The sequence below is a fragment of the Chryseobacterium sp. UF-290 genome, assembly GCF_058245615.1.
Genome location: NZ_JBSICB010000009.1, coordinates 169,260 through 188,515, shown reverse-complemented (window position 1 = coordinate 188,515; position 19,256 = coordinate 169,260). Strand labels below are relative to the sequence as shown.

Sequence of the window (19,256 nt, the reverse complement as noted above, 5' to 3'; positions counted from 1 at the left end):
ATAATGAATAAAATATTTTTACAGAAAGAGAAATGTTATAAAATAAATTTACCTTCGGATAGTAACTTTTATGAAATTTCTGATAATATAGATTTTAAATTATTTAATAGTTTCTCTAGTATTATTGATGCTTTTTCTTTCGATTCTGAGAAGTACGATAAATTAAAATTATTTGAATATATTGAAAAATACAATTTGGACAAAAGTCTTATATTTTTTTTTGATTCAACGAGGGATTCACTTATTAAACAATTGAGTACTAAACAAAAAATTTTACTTTCTATAGTAAGAAATATAAATAATGATTGTCTAATTATATCTTTGGAGGCTTTAAGTGAAAGAACTAAAATACATTTAGTTTATTTTTCATACTTACTAACTAATTATAAAGGAGGCAAGACATTTGTTTTTTTAGACTATTCGACAACTAAGTTAGTATATGATAAAATTGAAGTTAAAACAATCCGTCCAAGTTGGGTAGAGGAATCTCTTTAAAATTATCTCCCTTCGCTGGCACATTCTATGACAAAAAGCAAGTAAAAAAGTTAAAATTTAAGAAGTAAATCAAAAGTATTGATAAACGGAGTATTGCTTCCTGGCTCTAGCTTCTAGCTCGTGTCCTAATAAATAAAATAAAGACCATTGCAAGTACAGTGGTCTTTATTAATATAAGAAAATCGTTATATTTACCAGTATAAAGATCACTTGAGAAAAGCAAGAGTAAAGTTTTTCCAAAAAAAGTGCAGGTGCTCTGGATATTACAGATATCAACAACTATTATCCTTTTGGATTGAAGCATGAGGGGAATAATAATCCTAATGTAGGATTTAATCCTTATCAATACAAGTACAACGGGAAGGAATTACAGGAGACGGGGATGTATGATTATGGAGCGAGGATGTACATGCCAGATTTGGGAAGATGGGGTGTTGTGGATCCGCTGGCGGAGAAAATGCCGAGCTGGTCGCCTTATAATTATACGTTCAATAATCCAGTAAAATATACTGATCCTGATGGAAGAGAACCATTTAATGAGTATGATAAGAATGGCAAGATGATTAGTAATTTAGGTGGAAATAAAATAGATTTTTACCATCAAAAAAATGGAGACACTAAAGTAGTTAGTCGACAAACTGGAGCTTCAAATATTATTAAAGGCGGAGAATCTATTATTAGTGGTTATACTCATAGAGGAAAAGATGTAGGATGGGGAACTATAACAGGTGAATATTTTGGAGGAAGTGGACCTACTCGTAGTTTGTTTAGTGATTTTAATGATTCTAATGATGGACCTTTTGCTTCTTTGGATAAAGCGTCATCTCCTTATTCTTCTTTAGCAAGACAAGATGCATTAAATTCAAAAAACTCGAAAGGGGTTGTAAAAATGGATTATCTTCAAGCTAACCCCATAACAGCAAATTTTGATATGTATGAACAAATGTGGGGAAGATCAAATGTATCTTGGTACAAATTAGGAGATGAAACCCTTTTTTTAATGACCGATTCCAAGTCACAAGAGTCATTGTTTTATAGATTACCAGTAAATAACTTTGAAAGAACTGAAGGGAAAGTAAATAGTTTTGGAAATACATATCAGACCTATATATGGACTGAAAGCAATTCAGAAGTTCAAAAAAAAGTAATTAACCCAACCTTAAAGAACGTTTTTAAACAAGCTATAACACCACCATCTATATTAACAAGATCTAGATTTTAAATCGAACATCTTAAATTTAATAAATATGAAAAAAAGTATAAGTTTAATTTTATTACCTTTTTTATTTTCGTGCCAAAATATTAGTAATGAAGATATATATGGAAAATATTCACCCATATCATACAAGAATACATATGACACTCTAACAATTAACAAGGATGGGGTTTATAATAGGGTAATTTACAATATAAAAGGGAAGAAATTGTTGAGTTACAATTCTAAATACAAATTAGATGGTTCTTCAATAAAGTTTTCTGATTTTTATTTGAATTTAGATAAAGATTTAATTGCTTTTCCCGAAGATGTTAATGATATCGATATGACTTACACAACTTTTTTTGAAAAAAAAAATAAAAATATTGTACTTTGTTTTGGATATCACGAAGGGGAAAATTGTTATCAAAAGATTCTAGAATAAATAATAAAAAATCCCGCAATCAGCGGGATTTTTTATTTTATAGAACAGCTACATTTTTATTAAAGAAGTCTTTAAATTTTTGTTTGGTAATCATAGTTTCGAGCATAGCGAAGATTACATTTTTGTCTTTTTCTTCCAGTCCATTTATTAATCTTACCTGTTCTATCAGGGTTTTATCTTCTACCACAACTTCCGTAGGAACTTCATTATCAGGATGCACAATTTGGTCAATAGAAACGCCGTAAAATTTTGCGATTTTATCCAACATTTCTACGGAAGCTTCACGCTGTCCGTTCTCAATTTTATTGTAATGAGAAATTGGAGTTAATATCTTTTTTACGACAAAAACTTTATACTCTTTAACTTTAATGTTATGAAGAAAGTTAAAAAACTTACAGTTTAGAGTTTAAGATCCAAGTAGTTTTATAAGTAAGCAAAGAAATAATGTGTCTTCAATAGCTGGGGAGTTCGGAATCTGCAAAGAAAATTTTAATTAAAATCATCAAATAAAGAGTAATTAAATATTTAGAGGGTTAAGAATTGATTTTAAATGAGTGATTTTCATAAAAAATTCATATTTTTGCAACCTAAAATTTTAATCAATAATGAAGGTTACCGCACAAAACCATGATGACGTAAGTGCATTGCTTACAGTGACATTGGAAAAATCTGACTACAAAGAAAAAGTAGAGAAGCAGTTGATTAATTATGCTAAAAATGCGCAAGTTCCTGGGTTCAGAAAAGGGAAAGTGCCTTTGAGTATGGTTAAAAAACAATATGAAGCAGGTATTGCATTTGAAGAAATCAACAGACAGGTTTCTGAAGCTTTGAACAACTATGTTAATGAAAACAAATTAAGATTAGTTGGTCAGCCTATTCCTCAGCCAGTAAACGAGTTAGATTACAATGCTGATCAGTTGGAAGTTGCTTTCGAAGTAGGGTATGAGCCTGAATTTACTATAGATTTAGCTAAATATGAAGCGCCTCACTATAAAGTAGAAGCTTCTGACAAAGAAATCGGAAAGAGCATTGAAAATATGCAGAAGCGTTTTGCTGAGCAGGTTCCTCAGGATAAAATCACTAAAGATTCTTATATCGCTTTAGAAGTTTCTCAGGTTGTAGAAGAAGATGCTGAAGGAGAGCACCACCACCATCCAAAGAACGTTACCATTACAGCTGAAAACAAAGAAGCTTTCAAATTGGTAAAAGGTCTGAAAATGGACGGATCTGTAAAAGTAACGAAAGAAACTCTTGCAGGTGATGAAGAACTGGCTAAAGAATTAGGATTCAGCAAAGCTGAAGTAGAGCACTTACACCACAATGAAGTAGAAGTGAAAGTAAAAGATTTCTATTCATTGAACCTTGCTGAGCTTAACCAGGACTTGTTCGATAAAGTATATGGAGAAGGAAACATCAAGTCTGAAGAGGAGCTTAAAGAAAAAGTAAAAACTGAATTGGATGAATATTTCCAGCAAAATGCTGACGTTCACTTTGTGAATAAGGTATTGGAGCAGGTAACTGAGAAGGAAGAAGTAAAACTTCCTGAAAATTTCCTTGTGAAGTGGTTATTATTCTCTAACCAGAATATCCAGTCTGAAGAGCAGGCTAAAGAAATCCTTGAAGCTGAGAAGAACCAATTGAGATACCAGATCATCGAAGGTAAACTGATGACTGATAACGAGATCAACCTTGACTATGCTGATGTATTGGCACAGGCTGAGCAGTTGGTAAAAAATCAGCTGGCTATCTACGGAATCCACCACCTTGGAGATGAAGAGATCCAGAAATATGCTGTTGAAATGCTGAAAGATCAGGAGCAGGTAAGACAAATCTCTTCTGAAGTTGCTATGGCTAAACTGAAAGATGTAATTCTTGAAAAGGCAAGCAAAAAAGAAACTAAAATTTCTCACGACGAATTTTTAGAAGAGCTTAAAAAATAATTATATACAGATATAAATATTTGAAACCGTCAGTTTTTGGCGGTTTTTGTTTTTTCATTCCTTATGAAATTGAATGATTATCTAAAAAAGTGTTAATAAGTGACACTTCATTTTCTCTGTAAACAGGTACTATCATTCATCACTCATTATTTATCATCCGTCATATATAATTATATTCCTATATTTATCCTCTAAATTTTATTACATATGAAAAAGATCATCATTCCGTTTTTCTGTGCCGTGCTTTTCTCAGTTCCTGCTGTAGCTCAGAAGAAAGGAGCTGTATCTGCTAAAACAGAAGCTGTAACGTCAAAACTAACGCCTAAGGATGTCATTGATAATTATTTCAAGGCATCAGGTGGAAAAGATAAATTGGAAGCTGTAAAATCGATCATCCTGGATAACACGATCAGTGTACAGGGGATGGAAATCAGCATGACCACTAAGAAATTAGGAAATAAATTTAAATCCGTACAGTCGCTGATGGGGAAAGAAATGATCCAGCTTTTTGATGGGGAGAAAGGGTATTTTGATCAGATGGGAAATAGACAAGAAATCCCTGCTGAGAAGATCGCTGAGCTGAAAAAAGCAACACCTGTAGATGCCCTGGCTTTTGATTCTTCTAATTTCCAGACAGCAACGGTTGAAAAACTGGATGGAAAAGATTATAATGTGCTGACTTCGGATAAAGGAAAGTTTTACTTTGATGCAGCCACCGGACTTTTATATAAAACGGTAGCGGGAGAAGGCAATGCAACAATAAAAAGCTATATGACCGTAGACGGACTGCAGTTCCCGGCTGACGTAGATGCAGAAGGGGGCGGACAGAAAATGAATATTAAAACAACAAAGATCGTTATCAACTCAGGAGTAACGGATGCTGATTTTAAATAAAAATCACTTTTTTATGATAGTAAAACCGGGTTTTGCCCGGTTTTTTTAGTTTATGTGCGACTTTAACTCAACTTTAACTATAATATGGATTTTACCGTTTCTTTAGCTTGTGAATAATTGATACTTTTAGTACGAAAATAAAATCAAATAACATGAAAAAATTATTGTCTTCATTGGGAGTCATCTTTCTGGTGTCTTCAAATGCCTTTGGGCAAAATATTCCAGTGGATTCTTCTGTAAGAATCGGTACCCTTTCCAACGGAATGAAGTACTATATCAAAAAAAACACGCTCCCTGAAAAGAAAGTAGATTTTCGTCTGGCTATCAATGCCGGGTCTATTCTTGAGGATGAGAATCAAAGGGGGTTGGCCCACTTTATGGAGCACATGAATTTCAACGGAACCAAAAATTTTCCTGATAACAAATTAGTAGACTTTCTCCAGTCTATCGGAGTAAAGTTTGGCCAGCATCTTAATGCTTATACCGGCTTTGACGAAACGGTTTATATGCTTCCTGTTCCATTGGATAAGCCGGGAAACCTTGATGCAGGGCTGAAAGTGATGGAAGACTGGGCCTTCAATGCTACCCTTTCGGATAAAGAGATCAATAAAGAAAGAGGGGTTGTACTGGAGGAACTTAGGCTTGGACTTGGACCTGATAAAAGAATGATGGATAAAGTTCTTCCCAAACTTTTATACAAATCCCAATATGCAGAAAGGCTTCCGATCGGAAAGAAAGAAGTGCTGGAAAACTTCAAACCTGACGTAATCAGAAAATTTCATCAGGAATGGTACAGACCTGACCTTATGGCTATCGTGGTCGTAGGGGACATCAATGTGGATGAAGTTGAAACGAAGATCAAGGATAACTTCAGCAAATATAAAAATCCTTCAAAACCAAGAGAAAGAAAATCTTTTGACCTGCCCAACCATAAAGAAACACTGGTAGCGATCGAAACAGATCCGGATGCTACCAATTCTATGGTGCAGTTTATCATGAAAGATGCTGATGCCTATAAACCGGATGTAACGGTTGAGCAATACAATCAGAGCCTTATAGAAAATCTTTCGACAACAATGCTGAATAACAGGCTGAAAGAGCTGATCAATTCAACTAACCCGCCTTTCACTTTCGGATCTGTATATCATGGAGGAATGTATGCGAGAAGCAAAGAAGCTTTCCAGGGATTTGCTATAGTAAAAGAAGGAAATCAGCTTAGCGCATTGAAAGTTTTGCTGGAAGAAGTAGAGCGTGCAAAGAGGTTCGGGTTTACACAATCAGAACTGGACAGAGCAAAGGCGCAGGTGCTTTCCAATCTTGAAAGATCTTACAACAACAGAGATAAGACAGAAAGCCGGATGCTGGTAGATGAATATGTAAAAAACTTTCTGGAGCAGGAGCCAATCCCTGGAATTGCCTGGGAATATGAAGATACAAAATCTTTCCTTCCGTCTGTTACCCTTGCACAAACCAATGAAGTGATCAAAAAGATGGTGAGAGATGACAGTCGTGTAATCGTTATGACAGGTCCTAAGAAAGATAATATTGCCATGCCTACAGAAGCGATGGTTCTTAATACGTTTGACGCCGTGAAAATGGCAGATCTTAAACCTTATGAAGAAAAAGCTGCAATCAAAAATCTGGTAAAGCCTTTCAAATCCGAAGGGAAAATTGCTAAAACAGAGACCGATGCCAGGCTGGGAACAACTACCTGGACCCTTAGCAACGGAGCCAAAGTGACTTTCAAAAAAACAGATTTTAAAGATGATGAAATTGTGTTTACCGCAAGAAGCCTGGGAGGAAACTCTGTTATTCCTGACGCTGACTACAACAAGACTCAGTTTGCTTTCAATGCATTATCAGAAGCTGGAGTAGGAGGATTCTCCAAAGCTGATCTTACCAATTATCTTGCTGGCAAGCAGATAAATGTAAACCCGATGATCACTCCTCTTTTTGAAGGTATTTTCGGAAAGACATCTCAAAAAGATTTAGGAACAGCTATGGAACTTATGTATGCTTACTTTACAAGCCTGAATTACAACCCTGCCTCTTTTAATGCTTTTAAAGAGAAGCAATCTGCAATGCTGAATAACCTGCTGTCTAATCCACAGGCTTATTTCTCCAATGAGCACGCAAAATTTATGAATCAGAAAAACCCTAGATTTATCGGCCTGTTCCCAACGGAGAAAGATTGGGCGGATACGGATTATAAAAAAGCATATGACATCTATAAGGATAAATTTGCCAACGCTGGAAATTTCCAGTTCTATTTTGTAGGAAATATCGATGAGGAGAAATTCAAAAACGAAGTGCTGCAATATATCGCAAGCTTACCATCATCAGGAAAAACTACTGCAATCAAAGATACCGGATACAGACAGATCACAGGAGATTATACGAAAGTGTATAAAAAAGGAAAAGATCCTAAGAGTATGGTAACAATTTCTTATAGTGGGGAAGCTCCTTACAATGAGAAAGAAGCCCTGGCCTTATCTGCCCTTGGAGAAGTGGCAACCATCAAAGTGATCGAAAAACTCAGAGAAGAAGAAAGCGGTATCTACGGTGGAAATGCAAAAGGAAGTATGAATAAAGTTCCTTTTGGTGCTTACAATTTCAGCATTAACTTCCCTTGTGGTCCGGAGAATGCCGAGAAGCTTACGAAAAGTGCCATTGCTGAACTTCAGAAGCTGATTGATAAAGGTCCTGAGCAAAAAGATCTTGATAAATATAAAGAAGGGGAATACAATGATTATAAAACCAAGCTTAAAGATAATATGTTCTGGATGAATGCCCTTACCAGAAATCAGCTGGATGGGACTGATAAGTATGACATTCTGAACTATCAGGATCAAGTAAAGGCTCTTACGGTAAAGGACCTTCAGGATGTTGCGAAAAAATACCTTTCCAAAGGAAGAATTGTAGCCATGCTGATGCCGGAAGACGGCTGGGAAAATGCTAAAAAGACCGATACAAAAACAGAAGTTACAGGAGCTGCTGTAGTAAAGCAATAGCTTTCTGTCTATAAATAACAAAAACCGCAGACCATTCTGCGGTTTTGTTATTTACATTCAAATCCTGATTGGTTAAGAACCATATTCTTTTTTCCATTCATCAGCTGCTTCGCTTAGAACGGTGTAGAATTCTTCTCCGTATTTTCTTATCAATGGGGTTTTCAGGAATTTATAAACAGGAACCTGGAGCTCTTTTCCGAGCGTACAGGCATCACTGCATACATTCCATTCGTGGTAGTTCAAAGCTGTAAATGCAGAATACTCTGTCACACGGATAGGATAGAGATGGCATGAAATGGGTTTCTGCCAGTCTACAGCTCCGTCTTCATACGCTTTTTCAATACCACATTTGGTAATTCCTTTGTCATCGAAAGTTACATAAGCACATTCACGGTTCTCCACCATAGGAGTAACATACATTCCGTCGTGTGGATCAGTAGTCCATGTCCCTTGTTCCTCAAGGGCTTTGATACCTTCCTTAGTAAGGTAAGGCTTTATTTTATCAAAAATACCGTCCAATATCTCAAGCTCGTTCTTATCCAACGGAGCTCCTACATCTCCTTCCACACAACATGCACCTTTACACTTGGTAAGGTTGCAAACAAATTCTTCGGAAAAAATTTCCTCGGAAATCAATTTATCGTCTATCTGAATCATAATTTCTTAAAATAAATCAAAAACTGTACCTGCCTTAAAGGCCAGTAAGCTTATAATAATCAGCCATAGGCTGGTCTCCTGCATCCAATATTTGGGTAAAAATCTCATCATTCTGCTTAGAATAATGCTTGAAGGAAATGCCAGGAGCAGCAAATATTCATAGCTTTTATTCATATAGAGGATGATCGTCACAAGCTGGGCCAGGGAAAAGACCAGCAGAAAAGTATATTTATACCTGCTTATCGGGCTTTTCTTATTATAATTTTGAAAATGGTCGTATACTGCATAAATGAGCATCAGTATCACCGGAATCAAAGGGAAAAGTTCTGTATAATCCGTAACCGGTTTCATCTTTCCAAAAGGGAAATAATCGATGTTCCACGTAGTGAACTGAACGAAATACATCACAGAAAAATAGCTGAATGTGATCAGGATAATTCCCAGCAGGAACCTGAAAAGGTTCAGGCCTATTTTGGCAGAGGTTGCGATTACATGGACGATCACAAAAACGGCCATAGGCCATGTGGTGGGAAGAAATATAAAGTTCAGGGCCACGATGGATCCTACCAATACATAGGACTTTTTTCTGATATCTTCATCGGCACTCGTCAGAAGGAGAATCAGAAAAGAATTGGTAAGCAAAGAAACCGCTATTCCTATATCCAGATTTCCCGGATACAATCCGAAAATAAAAAAGGTATATAAAAATAAAGGCAGATGGGTCTGATAATTAAGAGCAATACTGTGAAAACAAAAATATCCCAAAGCAATTCCCAGAAAAGTAATTCCGGCAACAATAGCTTCGTAAGTGTTGAAATTCAGTATGTTAAATATTATTACTACTAAAAGAAGAAAACCAATATAAACAGGAATTGAAAAAATATTGCTTTCTTTTGAAAGTAATTTAAACATTTTTTATAAATTTGTACAAAGTTAATTTAAAAAAGGAAAATAATGACGTCTTTCTTTCTATTCTTAAGCAAAGTTTTCAAATGGTCTTTCGGTTTCTTTGATGCTTTCGGAAATGTTTTAAACTGGATTCTGTTTATCGTTTGCTGTGTACTATTCACTTACTGGTGCTATGTACTGGTGGTTACACTAGGTGGCGACAAAGATAAAGACTATTATTCTCCAACGGAAGGTAAGAACCCTTACTACGATCCGAACATCTATAAAAAAGAAGGTTAATTAATTGGTTATATAGTAAAAAACCGATCAAATAATTTTATTTGATCGGTTTTTTTATTACTAACGATTAAAATTTTCTTTTGTCTAGTCGTGGATAGGAAGTACAAGCACAGGAACTTTTGAGCTCTTTGTAATTCCCTTGGTGAGGCTTCCTACAAATACATCATAAATTCCGCTTCTTCCGTGTGATCCCATCACGATATAATCTGCGTTTTTGGCTTCGGCATGCTCAAGAATAATGTCTTTGGCAATACCTTGCTTCAAAAGATGTTCACAATCAATATCATGGCCGAGAATTCTCTGTTCGATCTTATTCAGCTGAACCAGTTCTTCTCTGATCTCATTGGCCTCCACTTCCGGAAAATATTGAAATCCCATATCACCAATGGCAAATCCGATATCCGAAGGTGCTACATGGATCAGGTAAATTCTGCCGTTAAGCTGTTTTGCAAATTTTATGGCACCATCTACCAATTGGTCAGTCTTGTCCCCAAAATCTACGGGTAATACAATATTTATCATAGCCTTTAATTTTGTTACCTAAAGGTATGAAAAAATTACAAGACTTTCATGTTAAATACTTATAATATTATCCTGTATTAAAAAAGTAATACTTTTAAAATTCTCAGGAAGGTTGTTCTTCGATTTTTTGGGAGCAATAGGGGCAACAGATAAAAAGTTTGTCTAATTGGCTGAAACAATTGGTGCATAGAATCACTTGATCTACGATAGACTTTACAGGTGTGGTAGTTCTGACAGTAAAAATTTCCGGGATTTCTTTCAGAAAGCTGGATTCGCTTCCTTTTTCAGTGATCAGGAAGAGTTTATCCTTAGCTCTTGTAATGGCAACATAAAACAGTCTTCTTTCTTCTTCCATTAAGAGATCGTAATCTGCTTTTTTGATCACCTGAAAGATTCTGTCTTCCAGCCAGATGTCGGGAAAACCTCCGCTTCCTTCTGTTAAGCCAATTATGAAAACAACTTTTGCTTCAAGCCCTTTGGAGGCATGAATGGTTTTCGCCTGAACTTTTTCGTTTTTTAATTTACTATTATAATGTGAAAACATTTTATTTCTTCTGTAGAGAAACAAAATTTCATCATTGCTGATTCCCTCTTTCAATAATTCCTTTACCTTGTTTATACAGAACTGTATATTTTCGCTTTCATTATTGCCGGAATATACTACGATTTTATGCTCAGACTTTTTGGAGGCATGAATGTCTTTATCTACTTTAAACTTATTATGCTTGATAACTTCATTACTTGCTTCTACAATATTTTGTGTACTTCTATAATTCAGATTAAATTTAATGATGTCGGCATTTTTGAAATGTTTTTCAAATTCAACGATATAGCTGAGATTAGAACCTTTAAAGCCATAGATACTTTGCCAGTCGTCCCCTACACAAAACAGCTGGGTGTTATCTGTAAGCAGCAGCTTGATCAGTTCAATCTGCAGATTATCCACATCCTGGAACTCATCTACAAGAATATATTGGAATGTATTCCTGTATTTATTTGCTATATCAGTGTGATTTCTAAATAATGAATTGCTTCGGGAGATCAAATCGTTAAAATCAAGATAAGATTTGTCTGTACAGTAATCGTTATATTTTTTTACGATAGGAATCGTTAATTCATAAAAATGTCGTATCCGTTCATGCTGATCTTGTCTGGCGTTTTCCAAAACAGTATCCAGACTTATATTTTCAACTTTTATCATGTCTGTTACACGGATGATTTGTCGGACAAAATCCTTTACATTTTCATGATAATGATTAAATTCTTCTCTAAAATTCACCGAAAAATGTCTATAAAAGTCTGCCGGTAATCGATTTTTCAGAATTTTATCTAACGTTTGATTGATGAGTGCAGAGTCTTTTGTCATTTCATCAAGTGTTTTTACATACAGTATATCCCCTTTTTTGAATTGTAGCTCTTTATCCGTCATAGGATAACTTTTATCACTCACGTGCTCTATGTATAAATTGGCAGCTGGAACATAGAAATCCGGGTTAAAATTGAAATCTTTTACATTGAGCCTCGGTTCATATTCAAATTGGATGTTGTGACGATAAAACCAATCAGCTATAGATTGCTCAGACTTAGACCCGACTCTTGTCCCGTTGAGGGTTGTGAAATATTTATGCTCTTTGGGGATATAATCGGTTTCTTTTAAATGAACCTTATCAACAAGGTAATCCAGAATATATCGTTTCAGTCTTAAAAGGTATTCAACATCTTCACATTGTTCAATTAAAAGTTTATGAACTACTTCAAAAACAGTTTCACGAGCCTTACTTTTGATAAATTCGTCTCCCTCAGATTTTTCACTTCTAATAATTTTGAATTTGTTATCAAACTCATTCACTCCATGATGACGGAGTGTATTGTAACAAAAACTGTGAAATGTTTTTATGGTAAGTCCTTCAATCCATTTATATTTTTTCTGATAATCATTCCTCATACATTCTTTTTCAGCTTCATTGATATTTTTGTCAACGATTGATTTTTCATATTCACCGCTTTCATCAGCCGCTATAATAAGTCTGTCAATCATTTCATTTGCGGTATTCTTTGTAAAAGTAATGGCAAGTATGTTGAAGGGGCTTACCCCTTTTTCTTCAATCAGATAAATAAGTTTTTGCAAAAGAGTTTTGGTTTTGCCGGAACCGGCTCCTGCAAGGACAAGAAGGCGTTTACTGTTACTGATGACGGCACTTCTTTGCTGATCATTTAATCCGGATAAATTAGTTGCTGTTATTCCCATCAGTCTGCTGTATTTGAGATTGATATATTAATCTTTCTCCATTAGCCCGTATCGAGTCTTTGCCTCTTTGGAAACACTCGGAAAGTAATTGGAGATTATTGGTGTATTGAAGAGCCTTCATGAGGAGCTTTTTTTCAGTATCAGACCAAGGTTCATAGGATCTTGGATGATATTTTCTGGCATTTTGGACATATTCAGAAAGGTTTTCTGTCTTTAGAATTCCCAATTCATTGATTGTGTTTTTTAAGTTTGCAATTGATTTTTCAGATAGGTTATTAAACGTTTTCTTGTCAAAAAAACTGATTTTTTTCTGAGGCTGCTTATTTTCCTTTTGCTTAGTCGGGTAATGTTCTGAAAGATATTGGGTGAAGAAATCTAAAAGCTGACCTTTGGAATAGCTATGACTATATTTTCCATATAATTTATCAGAAGTAAGAACCTCATTTTTAAACTTTCTTGTGGCGAGAAAAAGACAGGCAAGTTGATTGGGGGTGGCTTTCTGTTTCTGTGCTTTAAATAGCTCAATGGCTGTTGTTATTTCTTCATCCGGAATCTCAATCTTATTTTGAGGTTTCTGAGGAAGGTCTTTTTTTAATTGATCAATAGCTATTTGTAATGCTCTTATGACATTACGTTCATGCAAAACATTCTCATGATCCAGTATTTCTCCTGTAATTGGGGAATAGCCGGCTGCAAGTGCTTCAAGAATTTCTATGCTTTCATTTGTGGTCATGTGATTTGGGTTTTACTTTGAAAAGTATCCGGGTGAAATTTGATTTTCTTTTGTATCAGATAATCAATATTTTACACTAAATTACAAAAAAAATGTAAAATAAAACAGTATTAATTCTAAATAATAGGAATTAATATTGTTTTCATATAAATACTTTTGATGTTTAGTTCGGTTGGTATAAAAAATTGGCCTCATTCAGAAGTGAATGAGGCTAATTTCAGAAAACAGCTTTTCTATATATTTTTCAATACGGATTGTTAATAATCCATCATTTTACAGTATTCTGATATCAAGCATTTTTTCTTCACCAAGGTAAGCTTCAAGAACATCATTTTCCTCAACTTTTCCTACCCCTTTCGGTGTTCCTGTAAAGATAAGGTCGCCCACTCTTAATGTAAAGTATTGAGATACAAACGCAATGATATCATCAAAATGGAACAGCATATCTTTTGTATTGCCATCCTGTACTTTCTCTTTATTCTTTAATAATGAAAACTGAAGGTTTTCGGGATTGAAATGCTCTTTTGTAAAGAAGCTGCTTACCACAGCAGATCCGTCAAAGCCTTTGGCAAGTTCCCACGGAAGACCTTTTGATTTCAGCTCACTTTGAAGATCTCTGGCTGTAAAATCTATTCCTAGGCCTATTTCCTCGTAATGTTTGTGGGCGGTTTCCTTCTGAATGTATTTTCCTCCTTTGGATATTTTTAAAACAACTTCCAGCTCATAGTGAATGTCATTCGAAAATTCAGGAATATAAAAATCATTACCTTTTAAAACCGCTGTATCCGGCTTCATAAAAATAACAGGATTTTCAGGAATCTCGTTTCCCAATTCTTTGGCATGTTCGCTGTAGTTTCTTCCTATGCAGATGATCTTCATAACTTTATTGATTAATTTACTATACCTTTAAAATATCTTTTTTTAGTGAGTGAATTCGTTCCCACAATAATAGCATATGAACTTATGGCTTGTCAGGAAAGAAATCCCAAAGAAACTGGTTGCTCTGTCGTCCCTGTAAATGTGATTGGAACCGCATTTTGGACAAACAAAATCAAACTCAGGATCTTCAATGGTATGCTCTACTTCCAATGCGTATTGCTCATTGTCTTTATAGTCCTGTAAGATCTGTTGGGCTTTTTCCAGATCATCTTCAAAAACCTGAAGCTGGATGCCTCCTACAGCTTGTGAAAGCAGCCAGTCGGACTGGATAAGCTGTTCGTTGGCAATAAAGCTGTTGATCCCGCTTTCGGCCAATATCTGTTTGTCCCTGTTGGCTTCAAGGGCAGTTTCATAAAACTTAAAACGGATCAGTTCAGACATTTCTTAAAATAATTTACCTGACAGTTGAATCTTTGTAAACACTTTCTTGGTATACAGAGGGAAATCTGCATTCTGAAGCCATCCGAAATAGCCCAGATCTTTTTGGAACACTGCTTTTACTCCCTGGCCTTTATACTTTCCGAAGTTGAAAACCTCTTCCATTTTTTCATTGTAACCGATAAATCCGGCTAGGTCGGCATTTTTATTATGGAACGTAAATTCACTTAACGGTGCGATCTCATTCGGGATATCATCATATTTTCCTACCTGTGCATCCAGTACTTCAAAAGTCGCCATTACATCGGCTTCTGCGGAATGCGCATTTTCTAATGTTTTTCCACAATAGAACTGATATGCGGCCCCCAGATTTCTGGGTTCCTTTTTATGGAAAATAGTCTGTGCATCTACAAGTCTGAATTTACTTAAATCAAAATCTACCCCTACTCTTAAAAGCTCTTCAGCCAAAAGAGGAACATCAAACCTGTTGGAGTTGAAGCCTCCAAGATCACTTCCTGCAAGCATTTCCATCACTTTGGGAGCGATTTCCCTGAATGTAGGCACATCTTTTACATCCTCATCATAGATTCCGTGGATCTCACTGCTTTCTTTCGGGATCGGCATTTCCGGGTTGACACGCCAGGTTTTGCTCTCTCTGGAAGCATCAGGGTTTACCTTTAAGATACAGATCTCAACAATTCTGTCTTTTCCTATGTTTGTTCCTGTGGTTTCAAGGTCAAAAATACAAAGTGGTTTATGGAGTTTTAAATTCATGTTGATCATTAATAATTTGAAAATATGTTCATTTAAAAATGAGATAATATACCTAATATCTCTTAAGTAAGTCTCTCTAACTTCTAATTTCTAGCTTCTAACTTCTATTTTAATTGTCTTTGGAAAATAAGCGATACCAGTATATAATAAATAACAAGCATCGGAATTCCTACGATCTGAAATAGAGCAAGAATAGCGATGCCCCCAACGAGCAGTACTATTTTAGGATAGTTATCTTTCAATTGTCTGGATTTGAACTTCATGGCCATCATCCTGATCGGGCTGATCAGAAGCCAGGAAGTAATAATGGTAAGTAAAACCAACAGCAGCTCGTTATCAAACAAAAAGCTGAATGTTCCGGTTTCTTTAAAAGCATAATACAACCCGAAAAGTAAAACAGTATTGGTAGGTGTATTCAATCCTTTGAAATAATAACGCTGCTCTTCATCAAGATTAAAGATAGCCAGTCTCAGGCAGGAAAATACAGTAACCAGTAGTCCGAAATATTTGATTTCAAACGGAAGCTGAAGACCCAGCAATGCAGTTCCGAATGGCTCAAGAGCTTTATACATGGTAAGTCCGGGAATCAATCCGAAACTGACCATATCCGCGAGAGAATCAAGCTGGAGCCCCAGATTGGAATTCGATTTTACAGCTCTGGCAACGAAACCATCGAAAAAATCGAAGATCGAAGAGAGGATAAGGCAGATCGCCGTAGTCTGATAATCTCCTAAAATAAGGTGTATTGCACCTATACAGCCTGCAAATAAATTAGCCAGGGTCAAGGCATTGGCCAGATTATTCTTTATAAAATCCATAACCGCAAAATTACAGTTTTTAAAAATTCCAACTCAAAATAATCTGAACTAAAAAACGCATTAAAATGATTTTGATGTAAATTTGCCGCATGAAATTTTTAAAAGGATTTAGAAAACAGGAAGTTCTGGCATTATTGTACAGGATTTTTTTAGCCTATGTTTTTTATCAGATCGCAAGACTTTTATTCTGGTATTTTAATAAAGACCTGATAAAAGTTGATTCTGTCACAGATTATATCAAGCTTGCTTACCATGGTACGGCTTTCGATACGACTGCGATATTATATGTCAATTCGCTGTTTATTCTTCTCAGTCTTCTGCCTTTGGTCATCAATACAAAGAAAGTCTATCAGAAAATTCTTTTCTGGCTTTATTTTATTACCAACGGGCTGACTTATGCCATGAATTTCGGGGATTTTATTTATTATAAATTTTCACAGGCAAGGCTTACTTCAGCAGTATTTCAGGTGGCAGAGCACGAGTCCAATGTTTCCAAAACACTTATGATCTCCATCGGACAGCATCCTTTTGTATTGATAGGGTATGTGGTTCTGATGATCTTGTGGGTTTTTCTTTATAAAAAAGTGAAAGTAGAAGATGTAAAGCCGGCCAGGTTGCTTCCATACTTTCTTTACTCCATACTTACCTTATGTATTACGACAGTGTTGGTTGTGGGAGGAATTCGTGGAGATTTTAAGCACAGTACAAGGCCGATCAATATGGTAGACGCTACCCGTTTTGTAACGAATCCGCTGCAGGGGAATATGGTATTGAACAGTACTTTCTCCTTTTTCCGTACTTTAAATACCAATAACTTTAAAGAAGTACACTTTGTAGATGAAAAGTACATCACAGAGAATGTACAGCCTTATAAGGTATATGACCGGAAAGTTGAAAACCGTCCGAATATTGTAATTTTTATTGTAGAATCTTTCGGAAGAGAATATTCAGGAGCTTTTAATAAAGATAAAAACATTAAAGATTATGTTTCCTATACTCCGTTTATAGATAGTCTGGCTACCCAAAGTCTTATTTTTCCCAATACCTTTGCCAACGGAAGACAGTCTATTCATGGGATGAGCAGCGTATTGGCAGGGATTCCCAGTCTTACTGATGCTTTTACGGGATCACCGTATTCCAATCAGAAGATTCAGTCTATTGTTTCTGTTTGCAACGATCTGGGATATGATACCTCTTTTTACCATGGCGCACCTAACGGCTCTATGGGATTCCTTGGATTTGGTAATATTTTAGGATTTAAACATTATTTTGGAAAGACGGAATACAATCATGACGAAGACTTTGACGGCATGTGGGCAATTTGGGACGAGCCTTTCCTCCAGTATTTTGCTAAAAATGTTGGAAAGAAGCAGCCTTTCATGACAACCGTATTTACCGCTTCATCACATCACCCTTTTAAAATTCCTGAAAAATATAACGGGAAATTTAAAAAAGGAAAGATAGAAATTCATGAGCCGATGCAGTATACGGATTATGCGATCAAAAAATATTTTGAAACCGCTAAAAAGCAGCCCTGGTTCAATAATACAATATTTGTTTTCACCGGAGATCATACCAATCAGGTGTATTATCCTGAATATGAAAGAGCCATGAACCGCTATGCCGTTCCATTGATTTTCTACTCTCCGAATCCTGCGTACCAACTTAAAGGGGTAAACCCTGATACAGCACAACAGGCTGATATTTATCCTACGTTAGCAGACCTTATTGGATATAATAAACCTATCAGAAGCTGGGGAAGAAGTCTGGTAAGTGATAAAAAATATCCTTTTATTGTGGTTAATTCAGACGGAAGCACAGAGCAGTTCATGATCGGAAACTATATTTATCGTTTTGACGGAAAAGAGATCATCGGGGTATATGAAAAATCTGATCTGGGGATGGAAAAAAATCTGGTTGGGGAACTTAAAATTCCGGAAGTAGAGCAGGGAAAACAAACGGTAAAAGCCTGGTATCAGGATTATATGGATAGGGTGATCAACAGGAAGCTGGACTAGGGTTAAAAGAAAAAAGACGAAACTGCAAAAAGGCAAAAAAGTAAAACTGCGAAAGGGTAGACAGATTAATTGGCAAATTTATGTATTAACAACCTGTCCGTCCTTTGCTGGCTTTCTTTACCTATTTGCAATTCCGCTTTTTGCCTTTTTTGCTTCTCTATCTACTCAGTTTTCTTCGCTTTTATGCTTTGTATAATAAAAGTTTTTGTTTGTTGAAAATTAATTTATATTTTTATCAATACATAGAAAAGAATATGGTATTAAAATTAAAACTATAAGAAATATGAAAAAATTATTATTAACATTCGTGCTTTCTTTGTTCAGCGTGCTTACTTTTGCACAGATAGAAGGCAAGTGGAAAACGATTGATGATGAGACAAAGCAGGCTAAATCGATTGTAGAGATATTCAAGAAATCAGACGGGAAATATTACGGAAAGGTTTCCCAATTATTGATAAAGCCGGCTGATCCTAACTGTACAGCATGTAAAGATGACAGAAAAGGGAAACCGATTTTAGGTTTGGAAATCATCAGAGGATTGAAACAGGATGGAGAAGAGTTTACAGGTGGAAGCATCACAGACCCTAAAACAGGGAAGACTTACAAATGTACCATTACAAAAAATGGTGATAAGCTGAATGTAAGAGGTTACCTGGGACTATCTCTATTAGGCAGGACTCAGGTTTGGGAGAAAGCCAATTAATTTAAGTTTAAATAGAATTTAAGACAGCATTTCAGAAATGAGATGCTGTTTTTTTTGAAAAATACTGAGAGCCTGTTTAAATTTAATTGCTAATAATTTTGTCTAATTAATTTAGCGCTTTATGTTTTAGATCATTATTCGTAAATCAAATCAGCGGGATTTGCAAAATCAGTGAGAAATAATATTTTAATACAAATTTAAACAGGCTCTGAATCTCTCCATTTAAATAGAATGTGAGAAAGAAAGCCTTAAAAAGGTAATGAAACTTATTTTTTCATGGTTCTTTTAGCTTCAATAA

The 19,256-nt window shown here is 35.5% G+C and carries 19 protein-coding genes; 9 read left to right on the top strand and 10 right to left on the bottom strand.

What is annotated here, in order from left to right; translation table 11 throughout:
- The first annotated feature begins 3 nt into the window (after positions 1 to 3).
- From AC4IF5_RS12760 to AC4IF5_RS12750, 3 genes are all read left to right on the top strand, one after another.
- Positions 4 to 495 carry a hypothetical protein gene (locus tag AC4IF5_RS12760; protein WP_428136031.1) on the top strand — a complete coding sequence of 164 codons (492 nt, stop codon included), beginning with the start codon at positions 4 to 6 and terminating at the stop codon, positions 493 to 495.
- A 295-nt stretch (positions 496 to 790) separates the two neighbouring features.
- The gene (locus AC4IF5_RS12755; protein ID WP_490735057.1) at positions 791 to 1,717 is read left to right on the top strand and encodes an RHS repeat domain-containing protein; all 927 of its coding nucleotides are present in this window, start codon (positions 791 to 793) and stop codon (positions 1,715 to 1,717) included.
- A 25-nt stretch (positions 1,718 to 1,742) separates the two neighbouring features.
- Complete coding sequence (locus AC4IF5_RS12750) at positions 1,743 to 2,135, top strand: hypothetical protein (RefSeq protein ID WP_490735055.1); 393 nt, start codon at positions 1,743 to 1,745, stop codon at positions 2,133 to 2,135.
- A gap of 37 nt (positions 2,136 to 2,172) precedes the next feature.
- Here AC4IF5_RS12750 and AC4IF5_RS12745 read toward each other — a convergent pair whose 3' ends face one another.
- Positions 2,173 to 2,454 (bottom strand): helix-turn-helix domain-containing protein, encoded by a 282-nt coding sequence (locus AC4IF5_RS12745; protein WP_490735074.1) that lies wholly within the window; start codon positions 2,452 to 2,454, stop codon positions 2,173 to 2,175.
- A gap of 286 nt (positions 2,455 to 2,740) precedes the next feature.
- Between AC4IF5_RS12745 and AC4IF5_RS12740 the strand changes: the two genes are divergently transcribed.
- From AC4IF5_RS12740 to AC4IF5_RS12730, 3 genes are all read left to right on the top strand, one after another.
- Complete coding sequence (locus AC4IF5_RS12740) at positions 2,741 to 4,075, top strand: trigger factor (protein WP_490735053.1); 1,335 nt, start codon at positions 2,741 to 2,743, stop codon at positions 4,073 to 4,075.
- Positions 4,076 to 4,282: 207 nt separating this feature from the next.
- Positions 4,283 to 4,969, top strand: coding sequence for a hypothetical protein (locus tag AC4IF5_RS12735; protein WP_490735051.1), 687 nt, complete (start codon positions 4,283 to 4,285; stop codon positions 4,967 to 4,969).
- 152 nt (positions 4,970 to 5,121) lie between these two features.
- Positions 5,122 to 7,980 (top strand): M16 family metallopeptidase, encoded by a 2,859-nt coding sequence (locus tag AC4IF5_RS12730; protein ID WP_490735049.1) that lies wholly within the window; start codon positions 5,122 to 5,124, stop codon positions 7,978 to 7,980.
- Between the two features lie 72 nt (positions 7,981 to 8,052).
- On the opposite strand, the gene AC4IF5_RS12725 is transcribed toward AC4IF5_RS12730, so the two are convergent.
- Both AC4IF5_RS12725 and AC4IF5_RS12720 read right to left on the bottom strand, forming a co-directional pair.
- A complete protein-coding gene (locus AC4IF5_RS12725; protein WP_490735047.1) occupies positions 8,053 to 8,637 on the bottom strand; it encodes a DUF3109 family protein in 585 nt (194 codons plus the stop codon).
- 6 nt (positions 8,638 to 8,643) lie between these two features.
- Entirely contained in the window at positions 8,644 to 9,549 is a 906-nt protein-coding gene (locus AC4IF5_RS12720) for a DUF6427 family protein (RefSeq protein WP_490735045.1), read from the bottom strand.
- A 42-nt stretch (positions 9,550 to 9,591) separates the two neighbouring features.
- On the opposite strand from AC4IF5_RS12720, the gene AC4IF5_RS12715 reads away from it, so the two are divergent.
- The gene (locus AC4IF5_RS12715) at positions 9,592 to 9,825 is read left to right on the top strand and encodes a DUF6341 family protein (protein WP_167023285.1); all 234 of its coding nucleotides are present in this window, start codon (positions 9,592 to 9,594) and stop codon (positions 9,823 to 9,825) included.
- Positions 9,826 to 9,909: 84 nt separating this feature from the next.
- Here the strand turns inward: AC4IF5_RS12715 and AC4IF5_RS12710 are convergent, their stop codons facing one another.
- The 7 genes from AC4IF5_RS12710 to AC4IF5_RS12680 form a co-directional block, all read right to left on the bottom strand.
- Positions 9,910 to 10,347: a universal stress protein gene (locus AC4IF5_RS12710; RefSeq protein WP_490735043.1), complete on the bottom strand. Its 438-nt coding sequence runs from the start codon at positions 10,345 to 10,347 to the stop codon at positions 9,910 to 9,912.
- Positions 10,348 to 10,450: 103 nt separating this feature from the next.
- The gene (locus AC4IF5_RS12705; RefSeq protein WP_490735041.1) at positions 10,451 to 12,595 is read right to left on the bottom strand and encodes an ATP-dependent helicase; all 2,145 of its coding nucleotides are present in this window, start codon (positions 12,593 to 12,595) and stop codon (positions 10,451 to 10,453) included.
- On the bottom strand, positions 12,576 to 13,328 hold the full coding sequence (locus tag AC4IF5_RS12700; protein WP_490735039.1) for a hypothetical protein: 753 nt from the start codon (positions 13,326 to 13,328) through the stop codon (positions 12,576 to 12,578). Before AC4IF5_RS12700 ends, AC4IF5_RS12705 begins: the two co-directional genes overlap by 20 nt.
- 273 nt (positions 13,329 to 13,601) lie before the next feature.
- Positions 13,602 to 14,207 (bottom strand): fumarylacetoacetate hydrolase family protein, encoded by a 606-nt coding sequence (locus AC4IF5_RS12695; protein ID WP_490735037.1) that lies wholly within the window; start codon positions 14,205 to 14,207, stop codon positions 13,602 to 13,604.
- 42 nt (positions 14,208 to 14,249) lie between these two features.
- A complete protein-coding gene (locus AC4IF5_RS12690) occupies positions 14,250 to 14,648 on the bottom strand; it encodes a putative signal transducing protein (protein WP_490735035.1) in 399 nt (132 codons plus the stop codon).
- Between the two features lie 3 nt (positions 14,649 to 14,651).
- Complete coding sequence (locus AC4IF5_RS12685; RefSeq protein ID WP_490735033.1) at positions 14,652 to 15,419, bottom strand: exonuclease domain-containing protein; 768 nt, start codon at positions 15,417 to 15,419, stop codon at positions 14,652 to 14,654.
- A 104-nt stretch (positions 15,420 to 15,523) separates the two neighbouring features.
- Positions 15,524 to 16,237: a CDP-alcohol phosphatidyltransferase family protein gene (locus AC4IF5_RS12680; protein WP_490735031.1), complete on the bottom strand. Its 714-nt coding sequence runs from the start codon at positions 16,235 to 16,237 to the stop codon at positions 15,524 to 15,526.
- A gap of 89 nt (positions 16,238 to 16,326) precedes the next feature.
- Here AC4IF5_RS12680 and AC4IF5_RS12675 point away from each other — a divergent pair, with 89 nt between their 5' ends.
- Both AC4IF5_RS12675 and AC4IF5_RS12670 read left to right on the top strand, forming a co-directional pair.
- On the top strand, positions 16,327 to 18,255 hold the full coding sequence (locus AC4IF5_RS12675) for an LTA synthase family protein (protein ID WP_490735029.1): 1,929 nt from the start codon (positions 16,327 to 16,329) through the stop codon (positions 18,253 to 18,255).
- 283 nt (positions 18,256 to 18,538) lie between these two features.
- A complete protein-coding gene (locus tag AC4IF5_RS12670) occupies positions 18,539 to 18,958 on the top strand; it encodes a DUF2147 domain-containing protein (protein WP_490735027.1) in 420 nt (139 codons plus the stop codon).
- The last annotated feature ends 298 nt before the right edge of the window (positions 18,959 to 19,256 follow it).